General features: G+C 41.1%; 22 protein-coding genes. 8 read left to right on the top strand and 14 right to left on the bottom strand.

Annotated elements, in window-relative coordinates:
* Positions 1 to 11: 11 nt before the first annotated feature.
* From H5S41_RS07405 to H5S41_RS07370, 8 genes are all read left to right on the top strand, one after another.
* On the top strand, positions 12 to 1,190 hold the full coding sequence (locus tag H5S41_RS07405; RefSeq protein ID WP_003672646.1) for a phage major capsid protein: 1,179 nt from the start codon (positions 12 to 14) through the stop codon (positions 1,188 to 1,190).
* Positions 1,191 to 1,202: 12 nt separating this feature from the next.
* Positions 1,203 to 1,481 (top strand): head-tail connector protein, encoded by a 279-nt coding sequence (locus H5S41_RS07400; RefSeq protein ID WP_003672647.1) that lies wholly within the window; start codon positions 1,203 to 1,205, stop codon positions 1,479 to 1,481.
* Entirely contained in the window at positions 1,482 to 1,862 is a 381-nt protein-coding gene (locus tag H5S41_RS07395) for a phage head closure protein (protein WP_003672649.1), read from the top strand.
* A complete protein-coding gene (locus tag H5S41_RS07390; protein WP_003672651.1) occupies positions 1,852 to 2,274 on the top strand; it encodes a phage holin family protein in 423 nt (140 codons plus the stop codon). The genes H5S41_RS07395 and H5S41_RS07390 overlap by 11 nt, the downstream gene beginning before the upstream one ends.
* A gap of 97 nt (positions 2,275 to 2,371) precedes the next feature.
* Positions 2,372 to 2,560 carry an SHOCT domain-containing protein gene (locus H5S41_RS07385; protein WP_003672653.1) on the top strand — a complete coding sequence of 63 codons (189 nt, stop codon included), beginning with the start codon at positions 2,372 to 2,374 and terminating at the stop codon, positions 2,558 to 2,560.
* 61 nt (positions 2,561 to 2,621) lie between these two features.
* On the top strand, positions 2,622 to 4,175 hold the full coding sequence (locus H5S41_RS07380; protein WP_003672655.1) for a recombinase family protein: 1,554 nt from the start codon (positions 2,622 to 2,624) through the stop codon (positions 4,173 to 4,175).
* On the top strand, positions 4,162 to 4,566 hold the full coding sequence (locus H5S41_RS07375) for a recombinase family protein (protein ID WP_003672657.1): 405 nt from the start codon (positions 4,162 to 4,164) through the stop codon (positions 4,564 to 4,566). Before H5S41_RS07380 ends, H5S41_RS07375 begins: the two co-directional genes overlap by 14 nt.
* A complete protein-coding gene (locus tag H5S41_RS07370) occupies positions 4,553 to 6,139 on the top strand; it encodes a recombinase family protein (protein WP_182602836.1) in 1,587 nt (528 codons plus the stop codon). Before H5S41_RS07375 ends, H5S41_RS07370 begins: the two co-directional genes overlap by 14 nt.
* Positions 6,140 to 6,192: 53 nt before the next feature.
* Here H5S41_RS07370 and H5S41_RS07365 read toward each other — a convergent pair whose 3' ends face one another.
* From H5S41_RS07365 to H5S41_RS07300, 14 genes are all read right to left on the bottom strand, one after another.
* Positions 6,193 to 6,456: a hypothetical protein gene (locus tag H5S41_RS07365; protein ID WP_003672659.1), complete on the bottom strand. Its 264-nt coding sequence runs from the start codon at positions 6,454 to 6,456 to the stop codon at positions 6,193 to 6,195.
* A 1-nt stretch (position 6,457) separates the two neighbouring features.
* Positions 6,458 to 6,682 (bottom strand): hypothetical protein, encoded by a 225-nt coding sequence (locus H5S41_RS07360; protein WP_003672660.1) that lies wholly within the window; start codon positions 6,680 to 6,682, stop codon positions 6,458 to 6,460.
* An 89-nt stretch (positions 6,683 to 6,771) separates the two neighbouring features.
* Positions 6,772 to 8,145, bottom strand: a complete 1,374-nt coding sequence (gene rlmD / locus H5S41_RS07355; protein ID WP_182602835.1) for a 23S rRNA (uracil(1939)-C(5))-methyltransferase RlmD — start codon at positions 8,143 to 8,145, stop codon at positions 6,772 to 6,774.
* Positions 8,146 to 8,237: 92 nt separating this feature from the next.
* Positions 8,238 to 9,251, bottom strand: coding sequence for a diacylglycerol kinase (locus H5S41_RS07350; RefSeq protein ID WP_182597658.1), 1,014 nt, complete (start codon positions 9,249 to 9,251; stop codon positions 8,238 to 8,240).
* A 9-nt stretch (positions 9,252 to 9,260) separates the two neighbouring features.
* Positions 9,261 to 10,685 (bottom strand): Asp-tRNA(Asn)/Glu-tRNA(Gln) amidotransferase subunit GatB, encoded by a 1,425-nt coding sequence (gene gatB / locus H5S41_RS07345; protein WP_182602834.1) that lies wholly within the window; start codon positions 10,683 to 10,685, stop codon positions 9,261 to 9,263.
* Between the two features lies 1 nt (position 10,686).
* Positions 10,687 to 12,159 (bottom strand): Asp-tRNA(Asn)/Glu-tRNA(Gln) amidotransferase subunit GatA, encoded by a 1,473-nt coding sequence (gatA, locus tag H5S41_RS07340; RefSeq protein ID WP_182602833.1) that lies wholly within the window; start codon positions 12,157 to 12,159, stop codon positions 10,687 to 10,689.
* Positions 12,159 to 12,476 (bottom strand): Asp-tRNA(Asn)/Glu-tRNA(Gln) amidotransferase subunit GatC, encoded by a 318-nt coding sequence (gene gatC / locus H5S41_RS07335; RefSeq protein ID WP_153709945.1) that lies wholly within the window; start codon positions 12,474 to 12,476, stop codon positions 12,159 to 12,161. The genes gatA and gatC overlap by 1 nt, the downstream gene beginning before the upstream one ends.
* Before the next feature lie 146 nt (positions 12,477 to 12,622).
* On the bottom strand, positions 12,623 to 13,738 hold the full coding sequence (locus tag H5S41_RS07330) for a CamS family sex pheromone protein (RefSeq protein WP_182597660.1): 1,116 nt from the start codon (positions 13,736 to 13,738) through the stop codon (positions 12,623 to 12,625).
* Positions 13,739 to 13,741: 3 nt separating this feature from the next.
* A complete protein-coding gene (gene ligA, locus H5S41_RS07325) occupies positions 13,742 to 15,784 on the bottom strand; it encodes an NAD-dependent DNA ligase LigA (protein WP_182602832.1) in 2,043 nt (680 codons plus the stop codon).
* Between the two features lie 18 nt (positions 15,785 to 15,802).
* Positions 15,803 to 18,076 (bottom strand): DNA helicase PcrA, encoded by a 2,274-nt coding sequence (pcrA, locus tag H5S41_RS07320; protein WP_182602831.1) that lies wholly within the window; start codon positions 18,074 to 18,076, stop codon positions 15,803 to 15,805.
* Positions 18,077 to 18,224: 148 nt separating this feature from the next.
* Complete coding sequence (locus H5S41_RS07315; protein ID WP_163704314.1) at positions 18,225 to 19,358, bottom strand: ATP-grasp domain-containing protein; 1,134 nt, start codon at positions 19,356 to 19,358, stop codon at positions 18,225 to 18,227.
* Positions 19,359 to 19,374: 16 nt separating this feature from the next.
* Positions 19,375 to 19,950, bottom strand: coding sequence for a xanthine phosphoribosyltransferase (locus H5S41_RS07310; RefSeq protein ID WP_182597664.1), 576 nt, complete (start codon positions 19,948 to 19,950; stop codon positions 19,375 to 19,377).
* Between the two features lie 18 nt (positions 19,951 to 19,968).
* A complete protein-coding gene (locus H5S41_RS07305; protein ID WP_163704319.1) occupies positions 19,969 to 20,595 on the bottom strand; it encodes a glycoside hydrolase family 73 protein in 627 nt (208 codons plus the stop codon).
* Positions 20,596 to 20,737: 142 nt separating this feature from the next.
* The gene (locus H5S41_RS07300; RefSeq protein ID WP_182602830.1) at positions 20,738 to 21,511 is read right to left on the bottom strand and encodes a (S)-acetoin forming diacetyl reductase; all 774 of its coding nucleotides are present in this window, start codon (positions 21,509 to 21,511) and stop codon (positions 20,738 to 20,740) included.
* Positions 21,512 to 21,583 lie beyond the last annotated feature (72 nt).

The following is a 21,583-nucleotide window of genomic DNA, read 5'->3' as shown; positions in this document are numbered from 1 at the left end:
GGAATTTTTCAATGAGTAAATTAACTGAACTACAAACCAAGCGTGCCAAGATTTGGCAACAAGCTAAGGACTTTTTAGACGAAAAGCACCAAGAAAGTGATGTCTTGTCGGCTGAAGATAATGCCACCTATGAAAAGATGGAAGCTGACGTGGTAAGTCTTGGCAAGGAAATCGACCGTCTCACTAAACAAATGGAAATCGATAACCAGCTTAAACTGCCTACAAGTCAACCTTTAACCACCAATCCTGCTACTGATAAGCAAGGACTAGTCACAAACTACAGCCAAGACTTCTGGAACTTAATGCGCGGACAGGCACCAGTGACTAATGCCTTAAAAGAAGGCACGGACCCTGATGGTGGCTACTTAGTCCCAGATGAATTTGAAAAGCAACTGATTCAAAAGCTTCATGAAGCAAATATTCTTCGTTCAATCAGCCATGTAATCAAAACCAACAGCGGTGAACATAAGATTCCACTTGTGGCAACTGAAGGAACGGCTGCCTGGATGGAAGAAGAAGCTGCCTACACCGAATCCAATACTCAATTTAGTCAAGTATCCCTTGGTGCGCACAAACTTGGTACTTTGATCAAAGTTTCCGAAGAACTTCTCAACGATTCCGCCTTTAACTTAATGGGCTATTTGTCTGAAGAGTTCGGTCGCCGATTGGGTGATGCAGAAGAAAAGGCCTTCTTAACCGGGACAGGAAGTGGACAGCCAACCGGAATTCTTAATGACACCACTGGAGCTACTTTAGGCTCAACTGCCAAGAGTGCAACCGACATTAACTTCGATGACTTGATTGATCTCTTCTATTCCTTGAGAGCACCTTACCGCAAGAATGCTGTCTTCATCATGAGCGATGACACTGTCAAAGCTGTCCGCAAACTGAAAGACAAAAACGATCAATACATCTGGCAACCTTCTGTGCAAGCAGGTCAACCCGATCGCATTCTTAACTGCCCGGTTCTTACCAGTCAATACATGCCAACTTTAGCTGCCAGCAACAAGCCGGTTTTATTTGGAGACTTCAACTACTACTGGATTGCCGATCGTCAAGGCCGAACCTTCAAACGTCTCAACGAACTCTACGCTGTAACTGGTCAAGTGGGATTTTTAGGTTCACAACGTGTCGATGCTAAGGTAATCTTGCCTGAAGCTATCAAATACCTATCAATGGCCGCTAAGTAAGGGGGGGATTTTGTGGAAATTGTTAGTTTGGATGAAGCTAAGACCTACTTAAGGATTGATGGCACTAGCGAAGACCAACTGATTACCCGCTTAATCAATTCTGCTACCACAATCGTCGAAAATATTCTGCGCCAACCACTCAGTTCATTCGATCAGGTGCCAGAAGATATCCACACCGCTGTCCTCTACTGCTTGGCTTATCTTTATGAGTACCGGGAAACAGCGGACTTTGATGCCATGGTCAAGTTTCTGCGGGCTATCTTAACACCTTATCGAAAGGAGGCCTTTTAGATGCAAAAACAAAATAACCGAACCAGCAAGATTGCTGATATTGGCGAATTAAACCAGCGGATTCAATTAATGAAAATCGAAACCTATGGCCGTAATCCTAATACTTATCAGCCATTGGAAAGAAATGTTGTCTTTGCCAATGTCTGGGCTAAAGTCTCTGCTCTTCATGGACAAGAATACTATACTGCAGTTTCAGTAAAACTCGAAAAGCAGCTCTCTTTTATCGTGCGCTATCGCCCAGACATCGACGAAAAAACCAATATTTGGTTTGATGGCCGGGGCTACAACATTGGTTTTATTGATAACGTTAAGTATCGGAATGAATACTTAGAAATCAAAGCAAATTATAGTAAAGGAGTGCGACCACCAAATGAAGATTAGTATAAGTGCCTTTCCCATCAATTCATGGTTTGGGATTGTCGGAGCCTTTTTAGGCTGGTTCTTAGGCGGCTTGGATGACCTACTTTATGTCCTGTTGATTTTCATGGCGGTGGACTATCTGACTGGTGTCCTTTGTGCCATCAGTGAACGGAAGCTATCCAGTGAAATTGGCTTTAAGGGCATTATGCGTAAAGTCCTCATCTTAGTTTTGGTAGGAATCGCTCATGCCCTGGATGTCTACCTACTTAAAAATGGCTCCGCAATTCGCACTGCCACGATTTTCTTCTATGTTTCCAATGAAGGAATCTCACTATTGGAAAATGCCTCTCGCCTAGGCTTGCCTGTTCCTGAAAAACTCAAGGAAGTGCTCAAACAATTGCACGGTAAAAATGACGATCATAATGATCAATAACCTCCTGTTTGGCCTGTGGATTAATTTCCGCAGGCTTTTTTCTTTTGCACAGGTTTATTTTTCGATTTTTCCTGGCTATTAAATAGAGGTGATTACAATGGATAAACCGAAAATGGAATTTAAAATTACGACCCAAGAAATCATTGATGACTTGCACTACCATCAAGCCCAAGCCATCGCAGAAGATTTTCTAGCTCGCGGACTAATCAATCAAAGTCAGTTTGAAGAAATTGAAAAATTAAACCGGCAATCATTCCCACCACTATTAGCTGAGTTAATGGTCTGAATCGTTGCTATATCAAGGTTTTAGAGCTAACATCACACACTGATGAAAGGAGGTACATAAAATGGCAAGCGTAACTAAACTTACTAAACCACAATCAAAAGTCCAGGCAACCTTACAAGTAGCTGCTTATTGCCGGGTTTCAACTAATAGTGATGAACAAGAAGACAGCCTAGCTAATCAACAAGATCATTTTAAAAGCTACATCCAGCAGCAACCTAACTGGCTGCTGCATAAAATCTACTATGATAATGGCATCTCTGGCACCAAAGCGCAAAACCGTCCTGGCTTACAAGCGCTGTTAAAGGATTGCCAAAACGGGCAAGTTGACCTGGTGTTAACCAAATCGATCAGTCGCTTCTCGCGCAACACCACTGACTGCTTGCGAATCATTCGCCAGCTTAAACAACTGGATATTCCCGTCATTTTTGAGAAAGAAAACATCAACACCGACAGTATGGATAGTGAATTAATCCTCTCGGTACTGGGTAGTTTAGCTCAGGATGAATCACAATCAATTGCCCATAATGTCCGCTTAGGTTATCAACAGCGTGCCAGTAACGGAGTGTTTCATTATTCGCTTCCCCCCTACGGCTACCAAAAAGATGCCAATCGGGATTTAATAATTGATCCGATTGAACGAAAAGTGGTGCTCCGAATCTTCAATTGGACAATCGAGGGTAAAAGCCCTGGCCAGATTGCCCAAACGCTCAATGAACAAGCTATTTCCACGAAACGAAACGGCAAGTGGCATGACTCCACTATTCGAGGAATTTTACAAAATACGGTCTACTTGGGCACGACCGAGTTTCAAAAGACTTTCACGGATGATGAATACCACCGCCACCCTAACCAAGGTGAACAAGGCAAAATCATCATTGAAGAACACCACCCAGCGATTATTGATCAAGCCACTTTTACACAGGTGCAAAAGATCATCATGCTCAAGCGAAAATTTTATCCACAAGCAAAGGCTAAGCCACAAAGACATACTTTTAGTCGCAAAATCTACTGTGGAAATTGCCAGAAGCTGTTTAAAAGACAAAGCCGTAGTGGCAAAGTCTGCTGGGGCTGTCAAACCCACATTAAGAGTGCTAAAGATTGCCCAGTGAAGTCGATTCGTGAAGACGCCCTGCATCTTGCCTTTTGCACCATGGTAAACAAGCTGATCTTTAGCCAGAAGTTCCTATTAGAACCATTAGTCGAACAACTCCAGGCCGATCAAAACCAGGAACAGGCAGCTAAACTCAGCCAAGTTGAAACCGAACTCAAAGAAGCCAAAGATAAACAAGATAATCTCCAACAGCTCAGAAAACAAGAGCTGATTGAAAAGGACTTCTTTACTAAGCAAGATGCCGAACTTGAGCAGGAAATTGCCAACCTGCAAAGTGAAATTGAGCGCCTCAAGCAACTATTAGGTGACCAAAATTCCAAATTGCCACTGACTCATGAACTCTTGAAACTATGCCAAAGAAGCAACTATTTAACAGCGTTCAACGCCGAGCTCTTTGAACAAATTATTGAATCAATCACGGTCGATCAAGACCATAATCTTACTTTCCACCTCAAGTGTGGATTAAATCTAACTGAAGGGAGTAAACATCATGTCAAAGCTTAAATACGGTTATCAATGGCAAGCCGGACAAATTGTCATCAACCCTGACCAAGCTGATGTAATCAAGCAAATCTTCGCTGGTTTTCTTGCTGGCCAGACTCGCAATCATCTAGCGCGCCAATTTAACTTAACTCATACTTCTGTTTTGCGAATCTTAACTTCAAATAAATATGTTGGTGGAGACGGCTACCCACAAATCATTACCACTACCAACTTCAAGCAGGTACAGAAGCAACTGAAAAAGCAGATTGTCCGGAAGCCTAAAAAGCAACCAACTCCGCCCACCAAGTTTTACCGCGGGATCATCAATAGATACTCTGATGATGCTTTTAAACAGGCTGAACATATCTATCAATTAATTTACAGTGAGGTGGAAGTCTATGGCGAAAGTTAGAATTATCCCCGCCCAAGTCAAACAAGGTAATCGAAACCGACAAATTGAAGAATCGGAAGCTAAGCTCAAAGTAGCTGCCTATTGCCGGGTCTCAACCCTCTACGAAGATCAAGCATCAAGTTATGAAACCCAAATAGCCCACTATAAAGAATTCATCACCAAGAATCCCAAGTGGGAACTAGCTGGTATCTATGCTGATGATGGAATTTCTGGAACGGATACCAAGAAGCGGAATCAGTTCAACCAGATGATTGATGACGCCAAGCAAGGTAAAATTGACCTCATCGTCACCAAGTCCATCAGCCGGTTTGCCCGGAACACCATCGACTGCTTGCAATATATCCGGGAATTAAAAGAACTTCATGTTGCGGTCTTCTTTGAAAAGGAAAACATCAACACGATGGACGCCAAGGGTGAAGTCCTAATTACCATTATGGCATCACTTGCCCAACAAGAAAGTGAATCCATTTCGCGTAATATTAAGATTGGTCTTCAGTACCGCTATCAACGTGGCCAAGTAATCGTCAATACTGCCCGCTTTCTTGGCTATGATAAAGATGATGATGGCAACCTGGTCATTAATCCTGAACAAGCCAAAGTCGTCAAGCGAATCTTCTATGAATGCCTGACGGGAAAAAGTGCGATTGAAATTGCCCGCGAGCTGACCAAAGAAGGCATCAAGAATGGTATCGGTCGGACGCAGTGGCATTCGTCTGGGATTATCAAGATTCTCCGTAACGAAAAATACATCGGTGATGCCCTTTTGCAGAAGACTTATACGGTAGATTTCTTAACCAAGAAGCGGGTCAAAAATGACGGCCAAGTGCCACAGTACTATGTAGAGAACAACCACCCTGCTATTATCTCCCGTGCCGTCTTCTACCAAGTCCAGAAGCTCTTGGATATGCGCCGAGAGGGCTTCACAACAGAAGGTGGGCATCACCATGGCTATACTAACGCCTATTGCTTTTCCTCGATTGTCTACTGTGGTCGCTGCAAGGACATCTACACCCGGTGCGTTTGGTATCGACCAAGGATTGGCGAGGTCGAAAAGGTCAACGTCTGGCGCTGCTATTCCCGCCTTCACTGGAACCATAAAGGAAAACGCTGCATGGGGCGGACAATCACTGAAGCTGATCTAGAAGAAGCCAGCTTAAAGGCCATGAACGAGTTGATCCAACAACATCAACTTGCTGATAAGCAAATCGCCGCCAACATTCTTAAAGTCACCAAAGGCACCACCGGCCCTAGCCTGGATGAGCTTGACCAACAATTAGAAGATCAACAGTTATTGCTCTTGAATATGAGTACCCACAATAAGAACGTCGAGCAATTAACTGAACAGGTCCAAGCCTTACGAAAACAACGTGAACAGCTTATACAACAGGAAATCGACTACGACATCAAACGCTCCAACCTGAAGAACATCCAGTCCTTCTTCCAAACCTATCAAGGTGGCCTCACCAAGTTTGATGAAAAACTGGTCCGCCTCTTGATAGAAAAAATCACCATCTTCAAAAGCAAAATTGACTTTACTTTCAAGGATGGTGAAGTGATTACAGTCAAAATGTAAGTTAACCATTACCGCACTCAGCTAATTTGGCTGGGTTTTTTTGTCTTCATTTATCAGTTTTTGGGATGAAGTAGTTGATTTAACCGATGATACCAATAGCCCATGGAAATGGTAGTCGCTGCAAAAAGAGCAACGAAAATATAGTGCAGCCAAATTAATTGATGGGCTAGTGAGTAGTCGGTTGGCGCAATTGTGGCAATAAACAAAACTAACCATGCTGCCCGATGCCTTTTAATGATCCGCCTATACTGTTGTTCACGTTCAGTACGCAAATCATTGTTTACCTTAGTCTGTAGCTTAACATCATTTTTCTTCATATCACTCTGCCCCTTTAGTAATAAGTTGATAGGTAATTATATCATCTAACTGTAGGAAACTGTCACTTTCTTTGTGGAAATTGATCAACTCAATCTGCGGGAACATATCAACACTAATTGCGGGAATTGGTCGCCCCGAAATTAAGCCAATTTTGCAGGTAGTCTGTGGAAACTGATCACCACTAAGGCCAAAGCCTATTAAATCAACATTTCCAGTTCCATACAAAAAAGGTGTATCTATCTGTGGAAACTGGTCACAAAAAGATACACATTTTTTGATTTTATAAATGCCTTAACGGCGCGGTTTCTAGCGTCCTACTTTTTCCGCTCAAGGACCGTTACGCTCTCGACATGTGTCGTCTGTGGGAACTGGTCCACTGGCTGAATTGGCTTTGTTACATGGTATCCTTGCTCAGCAAAACGTTGGATATCACGAACTAAAGTTGCAGGATTACAGCTAACATAGATCACTTTCTGTGGTGCCATCTTACCAGTCGCTTCAATCAACGATTCTGCTAACCCTTTGCGTGGTGGGTCAACGATCACGACATCCGGCTTCAAACCTTCTTCTTGCCATTTAGCTAATTGCTCTTCCGCCTTACCAACAACAAATTGGGCATTCTTAATGCCGTTACGCTTGGCATTGTGCTTGGCATCTTCAATCGCTGTGGGAACTATTTCAACCCCGTAGACCTGCTTAGCATGCTTAGCAGCGGCTAATGAGATCGTCCCAATTCCACAATAGGCATCAATAACTGTCTGGCTACCATCTAAGCCCGCATTATCAATGGCAGTTTGGTAAAGACGTTCAGTTTGTTGCGGATTAACTTGGTAGAACGATAATGGGGAAATAGCAAAATCAATGCCAAGTAATTGATCATGAATTTCATCGGCACCCCAGAGCGTTTTATTCTTGTCACCAAGCAAACGATTAGTCTTCTTATCATTGATATTCTGAACGATGCTCTTTACTTCTGGCACCTCAGCAATAATCCCGTCGACAATTTGCTTTTCCATCGGTAAACGTTTGATGTTGGTAACCAAAACAACCATTACCTCATGACTGTAATAGCCCCGACGCACCATCACTGTCCGAATAGCACCTTTGCCAGTTCGCTCGTCGTACGGTGTTACATGGTACTTCCGTAATAAATCACGGACAACCACAATCGTCTTATCAATGACCGGATCTTGAATATAGAAGTTTTCAATTGGTACTAAGGTATGACTCCCCCGCTTATAAAAACCAGTCTCTAATTGACCACGAACCGCCTTCACAGGAACTTGGGCCTTATTCCGATAATGGTAGGGCTTGTCCATCCCCATCGTTGGCAATACTTCAATCTCATCTAAATGTGCCTTTGCCAGCAACTCAGCTATTTGGTGCTGTTTAAACTTTAACTGGGCCTCATATTTAAGGTGACCAAGCGGAGCAATCCCCGTCTGGATATACTTCTTATCCTTAACATCAACTCGGTCAGGACTCTTCTTTTGCCATGCCATTACCCGACCCCAGGCAAAGTGACTGGCAACTTTAGTAATCCTTACTGAAATCTCTTCCCCTGGTAAAGCATTGGGCACGAAGACTGGGAAATCGTCAATCTTCACAACCCCGTTACCCTCATAAGTTAGGTCAACTACTTTAGCAGGGTATTCTTCATTTTTATGTACTGGAATGTTTAGTTTCAAGGTTATTCCTCCATTAATTTCAACGTTACAAACTTTTACTATTATAGCAAAATAAACGGCCAACTTCCTCTTCCAGAAGCTGACCGTTCTATTTACTTATTTTCCTGGTCCTTAATATCATCAATTCCATCCATAAAGTCTTTTTCGACTCGCTTAAAATCAGCAGAAGTTGTAATCGCATCTTCAGGAATTTCATCCAAATTAGCAATCACTTCTAAGTGCTGTTTTAGGTTATGGAAGTGCATCGGCGCGTCACCACCATATTCGCCATCAAGGTTAACCATTAAGCGGTCTTCCTTATTTAATGGAATGACTTCAATATCAGTCGCCTTAGCATAAATAATTCGTGGATCATCAAGGTGCTTACCTTGAAGCGCCTTTGCCATTAAACTTAGCATATCAATGACATTACTCTTCTTGACAATAATCATTGTAAACTTACCATCATCAAGAGAAGCATCAGGGACAATCTGTTCAAAACCACCTACTGAGTTAGTAAGGGCAATCATAAACATTGTTGCATTGCCACGATATTCTTGCCCATCATACTTAATCAGCATTTCGATTGGTTTAATTCGTGGGATTAATTCTGCACCCTTAGCAAAATAAGCAGCATAGCCAAATAATGATTTCATTTGGGATGGGACTTCGTAGGTTACCTCTGTCATTGTCCCACCAGCAGCAATGTTCATGAAGTAATTATCACCCGCACGACCAATATCAATCTTAAACTTCTTATTCTTTTTCAAGATTAACTTAGCCGCCGCAATCGGATCATCTCGTGGAATTCGTAATGCCCGCGCATAATCATTCGTTGTTCCGGCAGGGATAATGGCTAATGTCGGCCGGTGCTCCAAACCGGCAATTCCATTAACCACTTCATTAAGCGTCCCATCGCCACCAGCTGCGACGATTAAATCAAAACCATCCTTAGCAGCACGAGTAGCTTCATTTTTGGCTGAGTTAGGAGCAGGAGTAGTCGCAAAAGCACTAGTTTCATAACCTGCTTTTTCATAAATCGATAGGATATCTACGAGGTCGCTACGAAAAGTCTCACGCCCCGAAGTAGGATTATAAATTATCCGAGCACGTTTTCGCACGGTCATCCCTCCTAACTATTTAGCCTTTAAAGACTTCATCAATAATTGAGTAACAACTTGTGGGTTTGCTTTACCACGAGTTTGCTTCATAATTTGGCCCATTAGGTAACCAACAGCCCGATCTTTACCATTCTTGAAGTCTTCAATTGACTGTTCGTTATTAGCAAGTACTTCATCAACGATTGGCTGAAGCTGAGCAGGATCAGATAATTGAACAAGACCATGTTCCTTAGCGTAAGCATTTGGCTCCTCACCATCTAAGATACCCTTGAAGACCTTCTTAGCCATCTTAGAAGAAATAGTACCGTCTTCAATTAACTTCACCATTCCAGCAAGGTTAGCAGGGGTTAACTTGGTATCCTGTAAATCAACTTGTTTATCGTTCAAGTATGAATTTACATCGTTCATTAAGTAGTTAGCTACCCGCTTTGGTTCTCCACCGTCTTTAACAGCCTCTTCAAAGAAGTCAGACATTTCCTTTGTCTGCGTAAGAACCATTGCATCATAATCACTTAATCCAAGATCCTTAACATAGTGTTCACGACGCTCACCAGGCATTTCTGGCATTTCACTTTCAATTTCACTAATCCATTCATCGCTAACATTTACTGGTGGTAAGTCTGGTTCTGGGAAGTAACGATAATCATCGGAACCTTCCTTTGTCCGCATTGAGATTGTTGTTCCCGTTGGTTCATCATAACGACGAGTTTCCTGGGCAATTGTTCCACCTGACATCAAAATATTTTGGTGACGTTTTTCTTCAAACGCTAATGCTTTACGAACATAGTTAAAGGAGTTGATGTTCTTCATTTCAGTCTTAGTTCCAAACTCATCAGAACCAATTGGACGAATTGAGATGTTGGTATCAACCCGCATAGAACCTTCTTCCATCTTCACGTCAGAGATTCCCGTAAACTGAATTCGTTGACGCAATGCTTCCAAGTAGGCAACGGCTTCTTCTGGTGAAGCAATGTCCGGCTTAGAAACAATTTCGATTAATGGGGTCCCTTGCCGGTTCAAGTCAACATATGAATACTTGCTGGTGTGCGTGTTCTTACCAGCATCTTCTTCAATATGCATTTCTTTGATCCCAATCTTTTTCTTCTTACCATTTACTTCAATCTCAATCCAACCATCATGAGCGATTGGCGTATCCGACTGTGTAATCTGGTAGGCTTTTGGATTATCAGGATAGAAATAGTTTTTTCGATCAAAGTGCATATGGTGGGCAATTTGCGCATGGAGAGCAAGGCCGGCCATGATTCCGTCATGAACTACACCTTTGTTTAAGCTTGGCAATACACCAGGATATCCCCAGTCAATAACGTTGGTGTTAGCGTTAGGCTGGTCACCGTATTCAACGGGGGATGGACTATAAATCTTTGAATTAGTCTTTAATTCAACGTGGACTTCTAGACCGATTGTTGTTTGAAAGTTCATCTTAGTTTTGACCTCCTAACTTTGGTGTCTTCTTATGGAAATCAGTTGTCTGTTCAAAAACATAACCTGTATTGTAAATGGTTTGTTCATCAAAGGCTTTACCAATGATTTGCAGACCAACCGGCATTCCGTTTTTAGCCGAGAATCCAGCAGGAATAGACATTGCTGGAAGGCCGGCCATGTTAACAGGAACAGTGAGGACATCATTCATATACATAGTTTGTGGGTCATCAATTTCTGCACCAATCTTAAATGCAGTTGAAGCACCAGTAGCACCAATAATTACATCATGATCCTTGAATACTTCTTCAAAATCTTGAGCAATTAAGCGCCGAACTTTCGCAGCCTTGTTAAAGTAAGCATCATAAAAACCAGCAGAAAGAGAGAAGGTCCCCAACATAATCCGCCGTTTAACTTCTTCACCAAAACCTTCTGAACGAGAACGAACATAAACATCCTCTAAGTTTTTAACATCGGCAGCCCGAAAGCCATAACGAATTCCATCATATCGTTGAAGGTTAGAAGATGCTTCAGATGAGGCTAAAATATAGTAAGCTGGAACCCCGTACTTAGTATGTGGCAAGCTTACTTCATCAATAACTGCACCAAGGGATTCTAGGTGATCTAAAGCAGCCTTGATTACTTCTTGAACATCTTCGTCTAAACCATCAAAGTATTCTTTTGGTACCGCAACTCGTAAGCCCTTAACATTTGTATTTTCATTTAACTGCGCTGCCCAATCCGGAACTTCTTTAAGCGAAGATGTCATATCCCGTTCATCGTTTCCGCTGATCAAGGCAGTCAACAATGCATTATCCTTGACGTTTTGGGTTAACCAACCGACTTGATCAAAACTTGAACCAAAGGCAATAATTCCCCAACGTGATACACGGCCATAAGTAGGCTTCATCCCAACAACACCGTTAAATGAAGCTGGCATCCGGATAGAACCACCTGTATCAGTACCAAGCGCACCTAAAACATCCCCAGCAGCAACCGCAGCCGCAGAACCACCTGAAGAACCACCAGGAACCCGCGTAAGATCCCATGGGTTATGAGTTGTAAAGAATGCTGAATTTTCAGTTGATGAACCCATCGCAAATTCATCAAGGTTAGTCTTACCAACGTTAATATAGCCAGCACTATTTAACTTTTCAACAACAGTAGCATCATAAACAGGGTTAAAGTTTTCAAGCATCTTTGAAGCAGCCGTTGTGGTTAAGTCCTTTGTTAAGATATTATCCTTAACAGCAAGCGGAACACCAGCAGTTAATTGGTCAGCGCTAATACCCTTAGCATCAATTTCTGCAGCTCGTTTCATTGCTTGATCTTCATTTAAGCTAATAAAAGCCTTAACTTGGTCCTCGTTGCCTTTGATGTGGTCAAAAGTTTCCTTAGTTAATTCAGTTGCACTGATTTTCTTGTTTACCAAATCATCATGCAATTGACTCAAGCTTGTTTGGTAAAAGTCCATTATTCGCCGTCCTCACTTTCGTCAAGAATTGCCGGAACCTTGATGTATCCACCATCAGTTTCGGGCGCATTGTTAAGCAAGGCTTCTTGTTCTTCTTTTGAACTCTTAACTGCCTTATCTTCACGCATTACATTTACCCGATCGGTTGCTGATGTCATTGGTTCAACACCATCAGTATCAACCGCTTCGAGGTCCTCAAACATATCGATAATGTTTCCTAATTGAGTGGTAAACTTACCAAGTTCATCTTTAGGGAATTCAAGCTTAGCAAGTTCAGCAACGTGTTCTACCTGTTGCTCAGTGATTTTACTGGCCATTCTCTTTACCTCTTTTCCAGTAATTTAAATCTACATATACAGTTAACAATTTTAGCACAGAATAGGTTCTTATTTCATCCATGAACAAATAAAAAGGAGTTACCACTTCGCTTTTTTACAACGAATTGATATTCTCCTTTTTACTCTTAATAAGAATCAAAAATATGAGACTGGAAATTATCTGAACCGGCATTCCGATAAACAACTGCTTGTATTTCAGAATCGGATTGAATCTTAATGTCAATCGGGATTCCATTAGGTAGGTACTTCTTAGCCGCTCGTGTAATGTACTGAGTAAAACTCGTAATTTCAGTTTGACTATAGAATTGTGTAGTAACAGTAATGTGCATTCCAGACAAAGTTCCATTTTCATATTGGGCTTGGGCTGTAACCCCGCTTAGATTAGGGAAGAAGCTCTGAATCTGACTCTTAAAGTTTGAGAAACTGTCATCATCAGTTTGATCCGAGCTATTGGTTGTGGCCGCACTTGCCTTAGGAAGGACTACATTCTTGTAATCCAACTTCCGCCAGTTGCTGATTGTATCACCGTTGTTCTTACTATAAGCAAAGAAAGTTCCACCAACTAAACTATCGTCCGGTGCTTGTTTGTATAATGCGATGACAATCGGAACATTACCAACCCCAGACTTTTTCCGAACTCGTTGAAGAACCTTTTCTGCGGCAGCTTCACCTTGGCGCCGAAGCTCACTATCACTAATCTTCTTAGTTAATGTCGGTCCGCCTGTTTTAGTTTGATAATTATATTCTGAATTTAACCCAATACCGATTGTAATTCCGCGAAGCTTCATGGAATTACCACTCTCTTGCATATAATCCTGTTCTTCAATCTGCTGAACATAGATTGGGTTAGGATTGCTCTTCTTTCCTCGCGCTGGATTTAACCCGTCCGGATTACTCTTCGTTTTCCGTCCAAGCCAGTTCTCAATAGTACCGCTACTAAGATATTGACCTTCTTGGAAAATATAGCTCTTTGTTGAAAAGACCCGTTTTGAAATCTGAGTTAATCCCGATTCAAAACTCTTAAGGTTATATTGATTATCATTTTGTGAGACATTTACCCCACGAGCCTTACTTGTTCGGTAACGCCCATTCTTAATCACACCTTGATAAGTACCATTGCCTGAACCGGTTGTTGAATAGTTTTTGGACGATGACTTTCCGCCAAAACCACATGATGCAAGCAAGACGGTACACATCAAAACCGCAGCACTAACGGCTATTTTTTTTACCTTTCGCTTCACGATTTACTGTTCCTCCTTCATCGCTTGGCTAAATTGCTGTTCATTCCACACATCAATCCCCAAATCTTGGGCCTTTGTGAGTTTACTACCAGCATCAGCACCAGCAATGACAATATCTGTTTTCTTTGAGACGCTTCCGGTTACCTTGGCACCATGGTCTTCAAGCCAAGCTTTTGCCTCACCACGGGTCATCTCTGTTAGTTTACCAGTCAATACTACCCGGCGATCGTTCCATTCACTATCAGGATTAGTATTTGACCGTGAGCCAAGATAAGCAAAGTTTACCCCAACTTCTCGCAATTCGTCAATCAATTTAACAACTTGTTGATTAGCAAAATAAGTTACAATACTTTCCCCAATTGTTGGGCCAATTCCATTAATTGCGGAAACTTCATCCGCACTAGCTTTCATTAAGGCATCAAGATTACCAAAATGTTCCATAATAATCCGTGCTGCCTTTGCACCAACATGACGAATACCAAGACCAAATAATAAGCGCTCGACAGAATTATTACGACTATTATCAATCGATGTCAATAGGTTAGCCGTTGATTTCTCACCAAATTTATCTAAAGTTAATAATTGGTCATGATTAAGGCGGTACAAACCAGCAACGTCATGAACCAGTTCTTTATCCCATAATTGTTCAATAATTTTAGGTCCTAACCCGTCGATGTTCATTGCATTTCGTGAAGCAAAATGTGCTAGTCCTTCCTTAATTTGTGCTGGACACATCGGATTAATGCAGCGCAATGCAACTTCTCCATCAAGATGGACTAACTCTGAACCACAAACGGGACATTGGGTTGGAATTTCGTACTCAATGGAATCCGCCACCCGTTTAGCTAAGTCGACCTTTGATATTTCGGGGATAATGTCACCAGCCTTATGCAAATAAACTGTATCACCAATTCGAATATCTTTTTCACGAAGATAATCCGGATTATGCAAAGAAGCTCGGCTAACCGTGGTCCCAGCTAATTGAACCGGATCCATTACTGCTGTTGGCGTTACATTACCTGTCCGTCCAACAGTCCAAACAATATCACGAACAATTGTTGCTTGCTCCTCTGGCGGAAATTTATAAGCAATTTCCCACCGTGGTACTTTAACGGTATTACCAAGCGCCACTTCAGTATCAAGATCGTTAACCTTTTCAACAATACCATCAATTCCGTAAGTAAGCTTATCCCGTTGTGCAGTATATTCTTCAATATATTTTTCTATTTCTTCTCGATTATGGACGACCCGATTATTAGGATTGACATTGAATCCTAACTTTCTCATTCGTTCAAGCGCTTCTGCTTGTGTCTTAACGCCAAGTTTTTGATATTCAGGAACATAGTACATGAACGTATCTAATTCCCGACGCGCTGTTACTTGCGGATCGAGCTGTCTTAAGCTTCCTGCTGCAGCATTTCGCGGATTAGCAAAAACAGGCAATCCCTCTGCTTCGCGTTTTGCGTTTAACTTTGCAAAAGCTTCTTTAGGCATATAGCATTCCCCGCGAAATTCAATTGATAGCGGTTCTGACAATTTTTTTGGAACTGATTTAATGGTTCGCACATTAGCAGTAACATCCTCACCAATCGTTCCGTTCCCCCGTGTAGAACCTTGAACTAATTCTCCATTCTCATAAACAAGGGAAAGTGAGAGGCCATCAATCTTCAATTCAAGATTATATTCCGGTTCAACCTTAACATCACTATTTTCTTGTTGCCGTTGATTAAAATCCATCAATTCTTCAATTGAAAAGACATCCCCCATCGACAACATCGGAATCTCATGACGAACCTTTGTTAGTTGACTTTCTGCTGATCCACCTACACGCTGGGTTGGCGAATCAGCTGACTTTAGCTGTGGAAACTGCTCTTCAAGCTCAACTAATCGCTGGTAGGCCCGATCATAAACATAATCTTCAACACTTGGGTTATCTTGTTCATAATACTCTTTACCCCATTTGGTTAATTTGTCCCGTAATGGTTTAACCTCTTTTTGGGCTTGTTCAAGGCTCATTTTATTTACTGGCGTCTGCTTTTCACTCATCTCATCCGCCTCATTTCATTATTTTTGTACTTTAGTTATTGGGGCAAAACTTGCTAGTAGTCGTTTTACTCCCTGGCTTGGGAATGCAATGTCCAGTTCCATGTCATTGCCGCTTCCACTAACTTTCACTACCGTTCCTTGACCCCACTTCTTATGTTCAACCTTATCACCGGTCTTCCAGCCAACTTTATCAGCACCGGTTCCATTATTAGTGATTGGTTTTACCCGCTTACCTGCACTTCGATAAGTTCGCTTTGGTTGATCATGATATGTAGTAGCTGTTGCAGCAGCACGACCAAATGGGATTTTACTATCACTAATACTATTACCAGATGGATTATTTTCAAACTGTAATAAATCAGAATCGATTTCTTCTACAAAACGAGATGGCTGGTTACGCTGAACGCGACCATAAAGTAACCGTGAAAAGGCATTGGTAAGGTATAGCTTTTTCTTTGCTCGGGTTATTCCAACATAAGCCAAGCGCCGTTCTTCTTCTAATTCATCATCTTCCATTAAAGCACGGGATAATGGGAAAATGCCTTCTTCCATTCCTACGAGGAAGACAACTGGAAATTCAAGTCCTTTAGCTGCATGTAACGTCATCAAAGTTACTGCTGGTGCCTGCTCATCAACATCGTCCTGGTCTGAAACAAGAGCTAAATCAGCTAAAAAGTTAATGATCTTTTGGATATTTGAATCATCGTCATCTTTATGTTGTTCATCATATTCCTGTGTAACAGATTTAAATTCATCAAGGTTTTCACGACGAGCATGTGCTTCAAGGCTGCGATCATCGTTAAGCATCTTATTATAGCCGCTTAATTCTAAAATTTGCTCAGTTAAATCTGTCAGTGTGAGGTATTCTGCTTGTTTAGTTAAATTAGCCATCAATTGCCCAAATTCATCAATCTTGTTCCGGGTTCGCGCAGTAATCTCATTAGCAGTATCAACATTTTGAGCAGCTTTTAGCAATGTCCATCCATTCTCATTGGCAAAATTACGAAGGTGTTCAACACTCGTTAAACCAATTCCGCGTTTAGGAGTATTAACAACTCGTTCAAAGCTCATTGAATCAGCGGGATTAACAATTAACGTTAGATATGCTAAGATATCGCGAATTTCACGCCGATCATAAAATTTGTGTCCGCCAACCATTGTATATGGAATACTACTCTTTAAAAAGGTTTCTTCGATCATCCGTGATTGAGCATTTGTACGATAAAGAACGGCAAAGTCATTAAAGTGATAACCATTTTTTTCTTGTTCTTCTTTAATCTTAGAAACAATAAATTGCGCTTCATCATGCTCATTTTGGGCACGGTAATATGAAATCTTATCCCCTTGTCCATTTTCTGTCCAAAGATTTTTCTTTTTACGATAGAGGTTATTAGCAATAACTTCATTTGCGGCATTTAGGATTGTCTGCGTCGAACGATAATTTTGCTCAAGCATTACCGTCTTCGCCTGGGGATAGTCGTGCTCAAAATTTAAGATATTATTCATATTAGCACCACGCCAACCATAAATACTCTGATCAGCATCCCCCACTACACATAAGTTTTGATACTTTTGTGCTAGTAAATTAACTAACCGATATTGGGCATCATTTGTATCCTGGTATTCATCCACATGAATATAATGAAACTTATCTTGATAAAATTCGAGTGTTTCCTGGTCGCTTTCCAGCAACTCAATTGTTTTCATAATTAAGTCATCGAAATCCAATGCCTGATTGGCTTCTAATTCTTGTTGATAAAGCTTGTAAGCACGGGCAACCATGTTTTCAAACATACTATTAGCTTCTTTGCTATAGTCATCAGGTGTCATTAACGCATTCTTAGCATTAGAAATAGCGCTAAGAATACTTCGTGGATCAAACTTCTTAGTGTCGATATTTAACTCTCCACAAATCCGCTTCATTAACGTCCGTTGCTCACTCGTATCAGCAATCGTAAAAGCACGATTATAGCCGATTTTTTCAATATCACGACGGAGGATTCGAACACACAATGCGTGAAAAGTTGAGACCCAGATCTCATTAGCACTCTCACCAAGCAATTTACCCACTCGTTCTTTCATTTCGCGAGCAGCCTTATTGGTAAACGTAATTGCTAGAATATTCCATGGCAATACACCATTTTCTTCAATCAAATAGGCTACCCGATGTGTCAATACCCGCGTTTTTCCTGAACCAGCTCCTGCCATTACTAACAGTGGTCCTTCTGTAGTTAACACTGCTTCGGATTGCTTATCGTTCATTCCTTCTAATAATGCTTGACCGTTATTCACGCTGTTCCATCCTCTCTAAAATTTCATCGGCTAATATTATACCAAATTAAGATCTTGTTTGGCGATTAAAATCGAACATATGTTAGGAAAAATAAAGAGACTGTGAAATATCCCCAGTCCCTCATTATTTAGCGCTCCTTATTTCAAGTTAGGCTTGATCCTTCCAAACCTCAGTATCATCAACCTGATTCTTTAACGCAGCAAGGTTGTCACTACCGGTAACCCACACAAATCCTAGTATTGCCTGATCACTGTCACCAACATCATTGAAAAATCTAAACTTCCAATTATTCTTAAGAAGCCACTGACGTTGAATAGCACGTGACTGATAATTACGGATTACCATTAACAAACCAGTTTGAAGCGGAGTAATAACATGTAATGGCATTCCAACTGCACATCTTAGTTGTTCCTCATACTGGTCGACATTAGCTGTTGCATCATATACGTTAGCAATGGAAGTCAATCCTGGCTCAATGTTCTTCACATATAATGTCCCCGTTGATGTGACATAGAAATTAACTGAAAAAACACCGTGATATTCAAGTGAAGCTGCCACACTTTTTACAATCCGTTGCATTTCTTTTAGCATATCTTCGTGAACACTTGCTGGTGTAGCCACAGAGATTAATTGACGCTCTTTATTATACTGCAGCTGCGCTAATGGGAAGATTTCTGTATCTTTTCCATCTGTTGCCGCTGTCATCGTATACTCGTTTGTATGTTCAATCCATGATTCCAACAAATATGTACCAGTATCAATGAAATCTGCTGCTCGAGTAATATCCGATTGTCGCTCAATTAGCATCGAGTTTTCACCGATTCCACGTTGAATGGGTTTTAATAATGCAGGATAACCAATAGAATCAATCGATTGGTAAACATCATCTAAACTAACCACAGTAACATAAGGAGCAATATTAATATTTACTTGATCCAAGAATGCTCTTTCCATTAACCGATCTTGAACAATCTCCAAGGCATTAATCCCCTGCGGAACTACTGCATATTGACTCAAATAGTGCAATACGCGTGAATCAACATTTGGTGTCTGGTAGATAATTGCGTCACATGCTTCACCAAATTGTGTTAATTTCACACGATCGTTCAATGCACCGACAATTGTAAAGTCTGCCATTTTAGTTACTGATGGCTGCGAACGATCAATATAAACACCAACGTTAAAACCTGCTTTTTTGGCTGTTGCAATTAACGCCGCACCATTCCGATTAATTCCGATAATTCCTAAAGTACTACCTGGGTAAATAGCATTTCTGCCCATTTTCTCACTTCCCTTATTAGTCTTTTACGAATTCAACTTTATTATCGCGCAATGATTGAATTCGTGCCAATGATTCAACACGAATCCCCCGTTCTTTTAACTCACCTGCTCCGGGTTGGAAACTCTTTTCAATAACAATTCCAGCCCCTGCTACCTGAACTCCAGCTTGATCAGCAATCTCTAATAGGCCTTCAACTGCTTGACCATTAGCTAAGAAATCATCAATCATCAAAATCTTATCGTTAGGTTCTACATACTTTTTAGAAATCGAAATACGATTAGTAGTTTTTTTAGTATAAGAATATACATCAGCGGTATACATATTTTGATTGAGGGTCAAACTTTTATGCTTACGAGCAAAAATAACGGGAAGATTCATTTCTAATCCTGTCATTACAGCTGGTGCAATCCCTGATGATTCGACAGTCCAAATCTTAGTAATGCCTTCATTTGCAAATAACTTCGCAAACTCTTGACCTACATGCAGCATTAATTGGGGATCAACTTGGTGATTCAAAAATGCATCAACTTTTAGCACATTACCTGGTAAGACAGTTCCGTATTTCTTGATTTTTTCTTCTAACTCTTTCATTTTAATGCCCCTCTATCACTACTTATCATAGTTATATAATTTATAAGCTTTGATTACAGAAATTAACTTTTGTGCATAATCAGGATCAGTTGCATAACCGGCTTCTTGTAGTCCGCGAGCCGCTTCCTGATAGTTAGTTGCATGTACAACCCGGTCATAATTTTGCTGATTAGTATCTGTCCCATTGAGCATCAGGCGGGTATGATCTTTAATGGAATCACTCCAACTATCGTAAACCCGAAAACGGCCTTTAGTAACGATCCACTTACCATTAACGTACTCTTTGGTTGTCATTACTTGCGAATTAGCGCCTGTTCCTTTAATTCCAAATAAATTATGGTATTGTGATGCCAGCTGGCTAGTTCCCCATTGAGATTCAAGAATCGCTTGGGCAATTGTAATCGATGCGTATACATGATAAGTATTTTGCATTGCTTGAGCTTCAGGAGCAACTTGCTGAATAAATAATTGCTTTGCTCGGCGATCCTTCTCCCGTGCCTCTTGTTCGATTCGTTGCTGATTCCAAATACGGTAAAAATGGTGTCCAACGTATACACCTAAAAAAATAACAATTACAGCCAGGATACTGATAACCCATGTTCTACCCGTATGGCGATTTTTACTTCTCCGCTTCCGTTTTGCCACAAGTTTAGCCTCCTCTTTTCTACTAGTTATTAATTGTAGCAAACTCCACCTCATTTGGGTTAATTTATCTTAATATTTTTAGAAGAAGTTAAAAAAGGATCATGGCGCCGTTAAACCATGATCCCGTTATCTTTATTAATTTTTAATGGAACTGCATTCCGCCATCAACAATAATTGTTTGTCCCGTAACGTAATCTGAATCATGACCAGCTAAGAAACTCACCACATTGGCAACATCCTCTGGCTCTGAAAGTCGTTTCATAGCAATGTTCTTGGCAAAGGTTTCCATTCCCCACTCATCACTCTTACCAGCATTTTGACCAACTTGATGTGCGATGTCAAACATCATTGGTGTCTTAACAATCCCTGGTGCATATGCATTAACAGTAATATCTTCAGTTGCAAGATCTCGAGCTGCGACCTGCGTAATACCGCGAATAGCAAATTTGGTCCCTGAGTAAAGCGCAAGATTAGGATTACCAACAACTCCCGCTTGGGAAGTAGCATTAATAATTTTACCGCCATGTCCAAGATCCTTAAATGCCTTATGTGCTGCCTGAATGCCCCAGAGAACCCCGGCAACATTTACTCCATATACCTTTTCAAACTGTTCCGGAGTAATGGAATCAATTGGTGTAGTAGGACCCAAGCCGGCATTGTTAACAATTACGTTAAAGTCGCCAAAATGTTCAACTGTTTTCTCAACAGCGGCAAATACCTCATCACGATTTGAAACATCAGCAACAAGCGGTAATGCTTCACCACCGTTATTATTAATTTCATCGGCAACTTGTTGTAGTTTTGCTTCGTTTAATGCTACAAGAGCAACAGCAAAACCATCTTTTACTAACCTTTCAGCAATTGCCTTACCGATTCCTTGACTTGCACCAGTTACTAATGCTACTTTTTTAGTCATTAGTAATCCCTCCTTTTTATACTAATCACTTATAATTATAGTAAATAGGGAGTTTTATTTAAACTAAAAAAA

Source organism: Limosilactobacillus albertensis (assembly GCF_014145555.1).
Taxonomy (GTDB): domain Bacteria; phylum Bacillota; class Bacilli; order Lactobacillales; family Lactobacillaceae; genus Limosilactobacillus; species Limosilactobacillus albertensis.
This window is presented reverse-complemented; position numbering and strand designations above follow the sequence as displayed.